Here is a 10948-nt window from a genome sequence, read left to right on the forward strand (position 1 = left end):
GCCCCCGGAGGGGCCCGTTCCTACCAAGATCTCAAGATCCGGGCCTGCCCCACACCCCAGCGGGGTGTGTGGGCGGGCCAGAGTGGGTCGGCCGGCCAAGTGGGTCGGGCGGGCTGCGGGGGCGGGTCGGGCCTGCGGCGTACGCTCCCGGGTGGGATCCGTCGACGCGAACCCGTGGTGGGGCCGCCGGCGGAAGTCGATCAGGGGAGGTCCGATGGCGGACGACGGACCGACGGCGTCGAGCGGGAACCCGGAGCCCGGCAGCAGCCCGGGACCGGGCGACGGGAGCCGGAAGCCGGAGCACGCCACCGCGCCCGAGCACAGCACCCGCCCGTCGGGCACCACGGACGGCGGCGGGACGGCGGCGGGCGCCACGGACCACGGCCAGCGGGCCACCGGTGCCACGGACGGCGGCGGGACGGCGGCGGGCGCCACGGACCGGAGCAGGCCGGGGGCGAACGGGTCGAGCCGGTTCGGTACGCCGGGGCGGCCGCTGAAGCGCAGCAGCTTCCTGGTCGGCTTCACCGGCGCGGCGGGGGTGCTGCTGGCGTACGCCCTCTATCTGGGCCTGCGCAACGCGGCCGGCATCCTGGTCCTGGTGGTCATCGCGCTCTTCCTCGCGGTCGGCCTGCACCCCGCAGTGGTCCGGTTGCGCTCCTGGGGGTTGCCGCACGGCATCGCCGTGGCGGTGGTCGCGCTGACGGTCGTGCTGCTGCTCTGCGGCGGCGTGTTCGCCCTGGTGCCGCCGATCGTCACCCAGAGCGGGCAGTTCATCGAGCAGCTACCGAGCTACCTGGAGGCGTTGCGCCGCAACGAGACGGTCAACGACCTGGTGGTCCGGTACGACCTCATGGAACGGTTGCAGAACGCGGCCAACGCCGACACCGTCGGGCAGGCCCTCGGCGGGGTGCTCGGCGGCGCCCAACTGCTCTTCGGCACGGTCTTCCGGGGGCTGACCGTGCTGGTGCTGACCATCTACTTCCTGGCCTACTTCGACCGGCTGCGCGACCTGGGCTACTCGCTGGTGCCCCGATCGCGCCGGGAGCGCGTGCAGCTCATCGGGGACGAGATCCTGACCAAGGTGGGGGCCTACATGGTGGGCGCGCTCAGCATCGCGGTGCTGGCGGGGATCTCCACGTACGTCTTCGCGCTGATCGTCGGGCTGCCGTACCCGTTCGCGCTGGCCGTGGTGGTCGCGGTCACGGACCTGATCCCGCAGATCGGCGCGACCCTGGGGGCGGTGATCGTCAGCCTGGTCGGGTTCGCCACGGACCTGCCGGTCGGCATCGCCTGCGCGGTGTTCTTCCTGATCTACCAGCAGGTCGAGAACTACCTGATCTACCCGAAGATCATGCGCCGGTCGGTGTCGGTCAACGAGGTGGCCGCCCTGGTGGCCGCCCTGCTCGGCGTCTCCCTGCTGGGTGTGGTGGGCGCGCTCATCGCGATCCCGGCGGTGGCCGCGCTCCAGCTCATCCTGCGGGAGGTGGTCCTGCCCCGGCAGGAGTCCCGCTGACCCCGCCCGGCCCGGCCGGCCAGCGCTGGACAGGTCGGGCTCCGGTGCACCGGTCGGCCGGGTCCGCGACGGGAGCGCGGGGCGGAGGGTCGGTCAGCCGGCCTGGCCGGCGGGCGGGCCGGGCACCGGGCGGTCCGCGAAGGAGGCCACCGTGCGGTCGGCGTACGCGCTGACGTCGCCGGTCTCCATCGGGCCGTCCCAGGTCGTCGGCAGCGGCACGGCGGCGGCCGGGTTGACCCGGCGGACCACCTCGTCCAGCACGGTCTCGGCGTCGCCGACCCAGAGGTGCTTCGCGCCGGGCACCCCGACCACCTCGGCCTGCGGCACCGCCGCGAAACGCTCCCGCGCCTCGTCGGGGCGCAGGTAGTCGTCGAACTCGGGCACCAGCGCGGTCAGCGGCTTGCCGGACCCCGCCCAGTGCTCCAGGTCCGCCGGCGCGGAGAAGCGCAGCGGCGGGGAGAGCAGGATCGCCCCGGCGACGGCCGGGTCGCAGCCGTACTTGAGGGTCAGGTCGGTGCCGAACGACCAGCCCAGCAGCCAGATGTTCGGCAGCTCGTGGAACTCGGCGTACTCGATGGCGGCGGCGACGTCGAAGCGCTCGCCGACCGCGTTGTCGAAGGCCCCCTCGCTGGTGCCGCGGAGGCTGCTGGTGCCCCGGGTGTTGAAGCGGAGCACCGCCAGGTCGGCCAGGGCCGGCAGCCGCCACGCCGCCTTGCGGAACACGTGGCTGTCCATCATCCCGCCGTGCGTCGGCAGCGGGTGCAGGCAGACGAGGGTGCCCACCGGCTCACGGTCCAGGGGCCGGGCCAGCTCGCCGACCAGCCGCAGACCGTCGGCGGTGTGCAGCTCGATGTCCTCGCGGTGGCCGGGCAGGATGGAGGACGCGCGGATCGGTGTGCTCACCCCACCAGTCTCGCCGGTACGGCCGGGAACCGCCGGGCGGGGCGGAAACAGCGTGATCCAGATCGCTCAGCCGTAGCGGGGAGCGCCGCGACCGCGCTGCACGGCGGGCCCGCGCCGGTCCCGGGCCCGCCAGCACCCGCTGTGCCAGTGCCGCCGGTCGGTCAGGTCGCCCCGCCCGTCCGCCGGCCACGCCACCAGGTGCGCCACGCCGGGCCGGATCTCCTGGTCGCAGCCCGGACAGCGGTACGTCTTGGTGGAGGCGCCGCCGCTGATCCCGCGTACCTGCCAGTCGCCGTCGCGCCACTGCTGCACCGAGGCGACGCCCTGGCGGACCCGGTCGGAGTCGAGGTGCGCGGCGTCATCGCGGCGGGGTCGGTTGCGACGGGGGCTCACGCTTGCCAAGCGTACGGGCCGACGGCGGGGGCGGCCCGGGGCGGGCGGACCGGCGCACGTACACGTCCGGCCGGTCCACCCGGGCGATCTTCCGCCAGTGCACGTACGCGCGGGCCGGCACGTCCTGGGTGAGGTCCTCGGCCCGGTGCTCGTCGCCCGTCAGCAGCCGGGCCAACCGCATCAGGGCGGGCCTCGGCTGCTGACGTACTCCTCGAAGGTCACACCATGCAGACGCCGTCACCGGCGCGCGGCGCTGACCCGGTCAGCGGCGGGTGTGGTCGCGGAAGCCCCGGCCGCTCTTGCGGCCCAGGTAGCCGGCCGTGACCAGGTGCTCCAGCAGCGGGGCGGGGGCGAAGCCCGGCTCGCGCAGCTCCAGGTAGAGCTCCCGCTGGATGGCCAGCGCCACGTCCAGACCGACCACGTCGAGCAGCTCGAACGGGCCCATCGGGTACCCGCAGCCCAGCTTCATGGCGTGGTCGATGTCGTCGGCCGTCGAGTAGCTCGCCTCCAGCATTTTCACCGCGTCGTTGAGGTACGGGAAGAGCAGCGCGTTGACGATGAAGCCGGACCGGTCGCCGCAGACCACGCCCGTCTTGCCCAGCGCGGCGCAGACGGCGCGGGCGGTGGCGGTGGTCTCCGCCGAGGTGCGGATGGTCTCCACGACCTCGACCAGCGGCATGAGCGGCGCCGGGTTGAAGAAGTGCAGCCCGACCACGTCGGCGGGCCGCTGGGTGGCCATCGCGACGTCGATCACCGGCAGCGACGAGGTGGTGGTGGCGAGCACGACGCCCGGCTTGCAGATCTCGTCGAGGCTGGCGAAGAGGGCCTTCTTGACGCTCAGCTCCTCGACCACGGCCTCGACGACGAGGTCGACGTCGGCGAGGTGCTCCAGGGTGGCCGACCAGTTGATCCGGCCCAGCGCGGCGTCGCGGTCGGCCTCGCTGAGCTTGCCGCGCACCACGCCCTTGTTGAGCGAGGTCTTGACGGCCTCGAAGACCTTGGCGGACTTCTCGGCACCCCGGGTCACCGAGACGACCTCGTAGCCGGCCTTCGCGAAGACCTCGATGATGCCGGTGGCCATCGTCCCGGAGCCGACGATACCGATCTTGCTCACGGCGGCGGGGCCGGCAGACTCTCCCCCCGCGCGGGTGCCGTCGCCGAGCGCGGCGTCCGCCGTCACCGGCGTCTGCTCGTCGGGTACGACGACCGGGGAGCCCGGCCGCTCGTAGGTGTAGAAACCCCGGCCGGACTTGCGACCGAGGAGCCCGGCGGTGACCATCTGCTTGATCAGCGGCACCGGGGCGTGCCGGCGGTCCCGCCCGCCGCGCCGGTACATGGTGTCGAGGATCTCGTACGCGGTGTCCACGCCGATCAGGTCCATCAGCGCCAGCGGGCCCATCGGCAGGCCGCAGCCGAGCTTCATGGCGGCGTCGATGTCCTCGCGGGTGGCGTAGTGCGACTCGAACATGCCGACGGCGTGGTTGAGGTAGCCGAAGAGCAGCGCGTTGGCGATGAAGCCGGCCCGGTCGCTGATGGTGACGTCGACCTTGCCGAGCCGCTTGCACAGCCCCTCCACGTCGGCGACCACGTCGGCGGAGGTGACCACCGTCCGCACCACCTCGACCAGCTTCATCACCGGGGCGGGGTTGAAGAAGTGGATGCCGATGACCTGGTTGGGCCGGCTGGTGGCGACGGAGATCTCGGTGACGCTGAGCGACGAGGTGTTGGTGGCGAGGATCGCCTCGGGCTTGCAGACCCGGTCCAGCTCGGCGAAGATCCGCTGCTTCAGGTCCAGGTGCTCGGGCACCGCCTCGATGACCAGGTCCACGGAGTGCAGCGCGTCCAGCCCGACGGCGAACCGTACGCGGCTCAGCAGCGCGTCCCGGTCGGCCTCGGCGAGCTTGCCCTTGGCCACTGCCCGGTCCGTCGACCCGGTGAGGATGGCCCGCCCGCGTTCGAGCGCGTCCTCGGAGACCTCCACGGCGACGACGTCCACCCCGTTGCGCGCGAACACCTCGACGATGCCGGCACCCATGGTGCCCAGACCCACTACGCCCACGCTGGTGAAATCGCGCGCCACGGCCAGCCTCCTCGATGCTCCGCACGGCCGCATGAACGACCATTAAGGTTATGCGCGCGAGTCTGCCACCTGACGCTGAGTTGTCGAGGCGCCGTGGGAAATTTCACGAGCCCAGCGGGCCTGCGCACCGGTCGGGCGGCGCCGTCGGTCAGCCCGCGCCGCGTCGGTCAGCCCGCCGGGTTGGTCAGCCTCAGCAGCTCGGCGACGAACTCGGCCGGCCGTTCCAGGTGCGGGCTGTGCCCGCAGCCGGGCAGCAGCACCTCACGGTACGACCCGCCGGCCGCCGCGTACCGCTCCAGCACCGCCCGGGTCTGCCCCACCATCGGCTGCGCCGGGCAGGCCGCCTCCCCCGGCCAGCCGGGCAGCACGCCCAGCGAGCCCAGGTGGGCCAGGTCCATCATCGCCGTGTCCGAGACGATCACGTCGGCGTCCCCGTGGATCCAGGTGATCGGCGGCTTGCCGGCCACCGCGACCAGCTCGTCGGCGACGCGGAAGTACGCCGGCGAGAGGGCGTTGAGCACGCCGCGCCGGCCGGGGGCGGTGCCGGGCCAGTTCGCCGAGGCCACCGCCGTACCGGGGTAGTTGTCGTCGCCGGTGGCGGTGGAGAGGAGGCTGTCCAGCAGCAGTTCTTCGTCGTCGCCGAGCGAGGCAGGGTCCGCCACGTAGGTCGCCCGCAGCACGGCGCGCGGGCTGGTCGGGGCGTCCACGCCCCGGTCGCCGGCCGCCAGCCGCTTGACGAAGTCACGGTTGCCGGTGCCGCCGCCGGTGCCGGCGAAGTCGGGGGTGGTCGGCGTGCCCGTCAGGTCCCGGGTACCGCCGTAGCCGTACGGCGAGACCGGAGCGGCGAGCAGCAGCGCGCCCACCCGGTCGGGGTGGTCGACGAGCAGCCGCATGGCCACCCCGCCGCCGAGCGAGTGGCCCACGACCACCGGCCTGGCGCCGGACGGGAAGAGGGACGGGTCGTCGAGCAGCGCCGCGACGTCGTCGGCGAAGTCGCTGAGCCCCCGGGTCGCGTCCACCCCGACGGTGTCGCTCAGCCCGTAGCCGCGCAGGTCGGGCGCGACCACCCGGAGGGTCGCCGGCAGCCGCCGCACCAGCGGCTCCCAGAAGGCCGCCGACGAGCAGTTGCCGTGGATCAGCAGTACGGGAGCGCCGTCCGGCGGCCCGGCCACCCGTACCGCCTGGGTGACCCCGTTCGCCGACACCAGCCGCTGTCCGGTCTCCATCCGCCGGATGCTGCCACGGCGACGCCGGACGCGTCCATGGGCCGGCCCGCCACCTTCGGGCACCGTACGGTGTGTGCCGGCGGCCCCGGTCAGGACGGAGCGGACGACACCGCCGGAACCGCCCCCGGCGCCGGGTCGACGGCCGGGACCGCCACCGCCACCGGGTCGACGGCCGGGACCACCGGCGGCGGCGCCGGGCCGACGGCCGGGGTCGCGAGCGGCAACGGCAGGGTCGGGCGACGGTCGCGGCGCGGCGGGTTGAAGCTGAAGCTGAAGCCCACGGGGTCGGTGCGCGCCACACCCGGGTCGTAGACGCGCAGTTCGGTGCGGCCGAGCCGGATCACGTCCCCGTCGGCCAGCCGCTCCACGCCGGTGATCCGCCGGTCGTTCAGCCAGGTGCCGTTGGTGGAGCCCAGGTCGGCCAGGGCCGCCCCCTCCCCCGTCAGCCACACCTCGGCGTGCCGGCGGCTCAGGTGGGCGTCGTGCACCACGACGTCGACGGTCGGCGCCCGACCGATGACCTGCCGCTCAGGACCCACCCGGAAGCTCAGTCCCCGCATCGCCCCGCCGGCCACCGTCAACAACGGTCTCAGTTCCGGATGTTCCTCCATGGACAGTCAGCCTCCACCCCGCACGGTCACCCCGTGCGTCAGCCTGCCAGCACACGGTAGTCGCCCTCCACCGCCGCCTGGTCACCTACGCGCCCCCGGCCGGACACCCCGCGTTCAGCGGTTCGGCGCGTATCGGCCCAAGAATCATCACAAGTCCGACCGAGGGCCGTCCACCCCGTTCCGTGCCCTGTGCGGCCGGTCCGGCGGACGGGACCGCCGCCCGCGCCCCTACCGGCGAGTAATCCTCGGGTCTAGACTTCCGCCATGACGGCTGTGCATGTCCCGGGCACCCCGGTCATCGAGGACGGTCGGCTGGTCTCGACGAGCCCCGCGACCGGAGCGGAGGCCGGGCGCCTGCCGGTCGCCACCGCCGAGGACGTCGGGCGGGCCGTGGACCGGGCCCGCGGGGCCGGCGAGTGGTGGGCCGCGCTCGGCTTCGACGGGCGCAGGGAACGGCTGCTGCGCTGGCGCGGCCTGCTCGCCCGGCGGATCGAGGAGATCGCCGAGCTGGTGCACGCCGAGGGCGGCAAGCCGGTCGCCGACGCCGTCGTCGAGGTCGTCACCGCCGTCGAGCACGTCGACTGGGCGGCCCGCAACGCGCGCCGGGTGCTGGGCCCCCGCCGCGTCCGCTCGCGGCTCGTCCTGGCCGAGTTCTCCGCCCACCTCGAATACCAGCCGTACGGGGTCGTCGGCGTGATCGGCCCGTGGAACTACCCCGTCTTCACCCCGATCGGCTCCGCCGCGTACGCGCTGGCGGCGGGGAACGCGGTGGTGCTGAAGCCCAGCGAATACACCCCCGTCGTCGGCCAGTGGCTCGTCGACACCTTCGCCGAGGTCGTGCCCGAGCAGCCGGTGTTCACGGCGGTGCACGGGCTCGGCGACGTCGGGGCGGCGCTGTGCCGCTCCGGGGCCGACAAGGTGGCCTTCACCGGCTCGTCGGCCACGGCGCGCAAGGTGATGGCGGCCTGCGCCGAGTCGCTGACGCCGGTGCTGCTGGAGGCCGGCGGCAAGGACGCGATGATCGTCGACTCCGACGCCGACCTGGACGCCGCCGCCGAGGCGTGCGTCTGGGGCGCGCTGACCAACGCCGGGCAGACCTGCATCGGCATCGAACGGGTCTACGCGGTCGAGCCGGTCTTCGACGCCTTCGTCGGCAAGGTCGTCGAGCGGGCCGGCCGGCTGACCGTCGGCCCGGACGACGCGGACATCGGCCCGATCACCATGCCCAGCCAGCTCGACGTGATCCGCCGGCACATCGACGACGCGCTGTCGCGGGGCGGTCGGGCCGTGCTCGGCGGCGCGGACGCCGTGCAGCCGCCGTACGTGCGGCCGACCGTGCTGGTGGACGTCCCGGAGGACTCCGCCGCCGTACGCGAGGAGACGTTCGGCCCGACCCTGACCATCAACCGGGTCCGCGACGCCGACGAGGCCGTCGACCGGGCCAATGCCCTGTCGTACGGCCTGGGGGGTTCGGTCTTCGGTCGGCGGCGCGCGGTGGCGATCGCCCGGCGGCTGCGCTCGGGCATGGCGTCGGTGAACTCGGCGCTGACCTTCGCCGGGATGTCCACGCTGCCGTTCGGCGGCGTCGGCGACTCCGGCTTCGGGCGCATCCACGGCGAGGACGGGCTTCGGGAGTTCAGCCGCGCCAAGGCCGTCACGCGGCGGCGGGCCCGGTCGCTGCTGCCCTCGACGACCTTCGAGCGGACGCCGGCCGACGTCGCGCGGCTCGTGAAGGCCATCAAGGTCATGTACGGCAGGTGAGTGTCGGATAACCGATCATGAAGGTCCCCACGTGTGTCCAACGTGGTGGGAGCGGTACATTGCGTTAAATGCGCCCCCATCGATTGCGCTTCCACCTCGTCGACAGTGACCGGTCGTGGAGTGCCCGGCAGCGACGTCGACGCGCCGACTGGCTGGCCCGCACCTTTCCCGACCTGGAGAAGATGCACGTCATCGACCTCGGGGGCCGGCTCGGCACCTGGACCCGCGCCGACGTGCGGCCGGCACGCGTCCACGTGGTCAACCTGGAGCGGCCGCCCGCGGACGTCCCGGATTGGGCGCAGGTCGACCGGGCCGACGCCTGCGACCTGCCGGCCCGGATCACCTCGCGCCGCTACGACCTGGTCTTCTCCAACTCCGTGCTGGAGCACGTCGGTGGCCACGAGCGGCGGCTGCGCTTCGCCGACGCCGTGCGCGGGCTCGGCGACCGGCACTGGGTGCAGACGCCCTACCGCTACTTCCCCATCGAGCCGCACTGGATCGCGCCGGGGATGCAGTTCCTCCCCGTACGGCTGCGGACGGCGTTCGCCCGCCGCTGGCCGCTCGGGCACAAGCCGACCCGCACCCACGAGGCCGCCATCCACCAGGTGCTCTGGACGGAGCTGCTCGACCGCTCACAGATGCGGCACTACTTCCCCGACTCGCGGATCCTCGTCGAGCGGGTGGCCGGGCTGCCCAAGTCGCTGATCGCGGTCCGCGCGGACGGCCCCTCGGCCCCGCCGCACTGACAGGTCGTGTCTCCGGCCTCCGCGGCACCCGCCGCGGGCGACCTTCAGAAGAGGGTCAGCTCGTCGCGTTCGATGCCGCGCAGCTTGTCGTAGTTCACGACCACGCAGCGGATGCCCCGGTCCATCGCGAGCACCCGGGCCTGCGGCTTGATCTCCTGCGCGGCGAAGACCCCGGCGACCGGCGCGAGCAGCGGGTCGCGGTTGAGCAGTTCCAGGTAGCGGGTGAGCTGCTCCACACCGTCGATCTCGCCCCGGCGCTTCACCTCGACGGCGACGGTGCCGGACGCGGCGTCCCGGCAGAGCAGGTCGACCGGGCCGATGGCCGTCATGTACTCCCGGCGGATCAGCGTGAACCCCTCGCCGAGGGTCTCCGGGTTGGCCGCCAGCAACTCCTGGAGGTGCGCCTCCACACCGTCCTTGCGCAGGCCCGGATCGACGCCCAGCTCGTACGAGGTGTCCTGGAAGATCTCCTCCAGGGTGATCCGCAGCTCCTCGCCCGCCTTGTTGACGACCCGCCAGACGCCGGGGGCCTCCTCCAGCCGGCAGGGCGGGCTCATCCAGTTCAACGGCTTGTACGCCCGGTCGTCGGCGTGGATCGACACCGACCCGTCCGCCTTCACCATGAGCAACCGGGTGGCCGGCGGCAGGTGGGCCGAGAGCCGTCCGACGTAGTCCACCGAGCACTTCGCAATGACCAACCGCACCCGACGAGGGTAGCCGAGACCCCGACCCACGCCAGCGAGCGGCACTGGCGTGCCGGTGCCATGCTGAGACGGTGCTCGAAGTTCTCACCGGTACGGGTCTCGCCGCCTCGGCGGGGCTGAACGCATACATCCCCCTGCTCACCATGGGCCTGCTGGCCCGCTACACCAGCCTGATCGACCTGCCCGGCGGGTGGCAGTGGCTGGGCAACGGCTGGGTGATCGCGATCCTGGCGGTGCTGCTGGTCGTCGAGGTCGTCGCCGACAAGGTCCCGGTGGTCGACCACGTCAACGACGTCGTGCAGACCGTGGTCCGGCCGACGGCGGGCGGCCTGGCGTTCGGCGCGGGCTCGTCGTCGGAGACGGTGACGGTGAGCGACCCGGGCAGCTTCTTCTCGTCCAGCGAGTGGGTCCCCGTGGTGACCGGTGTGCTGATCGCCCTCGGCGTGCACCTGCTGAAGTCCGCCGCGCGACCGGTCATCAACGCGACCACGGCCGGCGTCGGAGCGCCGGTGGCCAGCACCGCCGAGGACGCCACCAGCGTCGTCATGTCGGTGGTGGCGATCATCCTGCCGGTGCTGGTGCTGGCGTTCCTGCTCGGGCTGGTCGTCTTCCTCTTCTGGTTCCTGCGCCGCCGCTCCGAACGCCGCCGGGAACGTCAGGCGGCGCGGGCCGCCGGCTTCCGCGTCTGACCGGCGTACGCCCCGACCGCCTCCTGCCCGCCGGTGGCGCGGTGCTGCTCTTCACCCGGCACGTTGGCGAACTGGCCACGGCCCGCCGAACGCCCGCCCCGGTCCCGGACATGCGTCTGGCCGGCACCCGAGTCGGGTGCCGGCCAGACGCACTTGCTCACGAATTGTGGTGTGGTGGTGGTCAGCTGTTCCAGTACTCGGCGACCAGGTCGGCGGCCTGCTGCTCCCACTGGGCGTAGTGGTCCGGGTAGGCCGACACCTGCACGGTCTGCGCGGCCTTGGTCAGGGGCATGTCCTGCCACCCGTCGACCTGCTTGAGGCC

At 73.3% G+C, this 10948-nt stretch carries 10 protein-coding genes and 1 pseudogene; 4 read left to right on the top strand and 7 right to left on the bottom strand.

Features of this window, described 5'->3' with window-relative positions:
• Window positions 1–214 precede the first annotated feature (214 nt).
• Entirely contained in the window at window positions 215–1513 is a 1299-nt protein-coding gene (locus ACTMS2_RS22225) for an AI-2E family transporter (protein ID WP_441177103.1), read from the top strand.
• Between the two features lie 93 nt (window positions 1514–1606).
• Here the strand turns inward: ACTMS2_RS22225 and ACTMS2_RS22230 are convergent, their stop codons facing one another.
• From ACTMS2_RS22230 to ACTMS2_RS22255, 6 genes and pseudogenes are all read right to left on the bottom strand, one after another.
• The gene (locus ACTMS2_RS22230) at window positions 1607–2416 is read right to left on the bottom strand and encodes an alpha/beta hydrolase (protein ID WP_441177104.1); all 810 of its coding nucleotides are present in this window, start codon (window positions 2414–2416) and stop codon (window positions 1607–1609) included.
• Window positions 2417–2482: 66 nt separating this feature from the next.
• Window positions 2483–2809 carry a hypothetical protein gene (locus ACTMS2_RS22235; protein WP_357870721.1) on the bottom strand — a complete coding sequence of 109 codons (327 nt, stop codon included), beginning with the start codon at window positions 2807–2809 and terminating at the stop codon, window positions 2483–2485.
• A gap of 49 nt (window positions 2810–2858) precedes the next feature.
• Window positions 2859–3031, bottom strand: a pseudogene (locus tag ACTMS2_RS22240) (sigma factor); the annotation flags it as partial.
• A gap of 40 nt (window positions 3032–3071) precedes the next feature.
• Window positions 3072–4889 (bottom strand): 3-hydroxyacyl-CoA dehydrogenase family protein, encoded by a 1818-nt coding sequence (locus tag ACTMS2_RS22245; RefSeq protein ID WP_441177105.1) that lies wholly within the window; start codon window positions 4887–4889, stop codon window positions 3072–3074.
• Window positions 4890–5056: 167 nt separating this feature from the next.
• Window positions 5057–6115, bottom strand: a complete 1059-nt coding sequence (locus ACTMS2_RS22250; RefSeq protein ID WP_441177106.1) for an alpha/beta fold hydrolase — start codon at window positions 6113–6115, stop codon at window positions 5057–5059.
• A gap of 89 nt (window positions 6116–6204) precedes the next feature.
• Window positions 6205–6726: an FHA domain-containing protein gene (locus ACTMS2_RS22255; RefSeq protein ID WP_441177107.1), complete on the bottom strand. Its 522-nt coding sequence runs from the start codon at window positions 6724–6726 to the stop codon at window positions 6205–6207.
• Window positions 6727–6990: 264 nt separating this feature from the next.
• Between ACTMS2_RS22255 and ACTMS2_RS22260 the strand changes: the two genes are divergently transcribed.
• Complete coding sequence (locus ACTMS2_RS22260; protein ID WP_441177108.1) at window positions 6991–8487, top strand: aldehyde dehydrogenase family protein; 1497 nt, start codon at window positions 6991–6993, stop codon at window positions 8485–8487.
• Between the two features lie 68 nt (window positions 8488–8555).
• Entirely contained in the window at window positions 8556–9233 is a 678-nt protein-coding gene (locus ACTMS2_RS22265; RefSeq protein ID WP_441177109.1) for a methyltransferase domain-containing protein, read from the top strand.
• 44 nt (window positions 9234–9277) lie between these two features.
• On the opposite strand, the gene nucS is transcribed toward ACTMS2_RS22265, so the two are convergent.
• The gene (gene nucS, locus ACTMS2_RS22270; RefSeq protein ID WP_357723580.1) at window positions 9278–9937 is read right to left on the bottom strand and encodes an endonuclease NucS; all 660 of its coding nucleotides are present in this window, start codon (window positions 9935–9937) and stop codon (window positions 9278–9280) included.
• A 71-nt stretch (window positions 9938–10008) separates the two neighbouring features.
• On the opposite strand from nucS, the gene ACTMS2_RS22275 reads away from it, so the two are divergent.
• Window positions 10009–10626, top strand: coding sequence for a DUF4126 domain-containing protein (locus ACTMS2_RS22275; protein WP_441177110.1), 618 nt, complete (start codon window positions 10009–10011; stop codon window positions 10624–10626).
• The last annotated feature ends 322 nt before the right edge of the window (window positions 10627–10948 follow it).

Source organism: Micromonospora sp. SD12, assembly GCF_052068495.1.
Classification (GTDB): Bacteria; Actinomycetota; Actinomycetes; order Mycobacteriales; family Micromonosporaceae; genus Micromonospora; species Micromonospora echinofusca.

What these genes read in the sequence shown, in the direction of transcription:
- ACTMS2_RS22265 (WP_441177109.1), top strand. Translation starts at nt 8,556, where the DNA reads ATGCGCCCCCATCGATTGCGCTTCCACCTCGTCGACAGTGACCGGTCG.
- ACTMS2_RS22250 (WP_441177106.1), bottom strand. Translation starts at nt 6,115, where the DNA reads ATGGAGACCGGACAGCGGCTGGTGTCGGCGAACGGGGTCACCCAGGCG.
- ACTMS2_RS22260 (WP_441177108.1), top strand. Translation starts at nt 6,991, where the DNA reads ATGACGGCTGTGCATGTCCCGGGCACCCCGGTCATCGAGGACGGTCGG.
- ACTMS2_RS22225 (WP_441177103.1), top strand. Translation starts at nt 215, where the DNA reads ATGGCGGACGACGGACCGACGGCGTCGAGCGGGAACCCGGAGCCCGGC.
- ACTMS2_RS22255 (WP_441177107.1), bottom strand. Translation starts at nt 6,726, where the DNA reads ATGGAGGAACATCCGGAACTGAGACCGTTGTTGACGGTGGCCGGCGGG.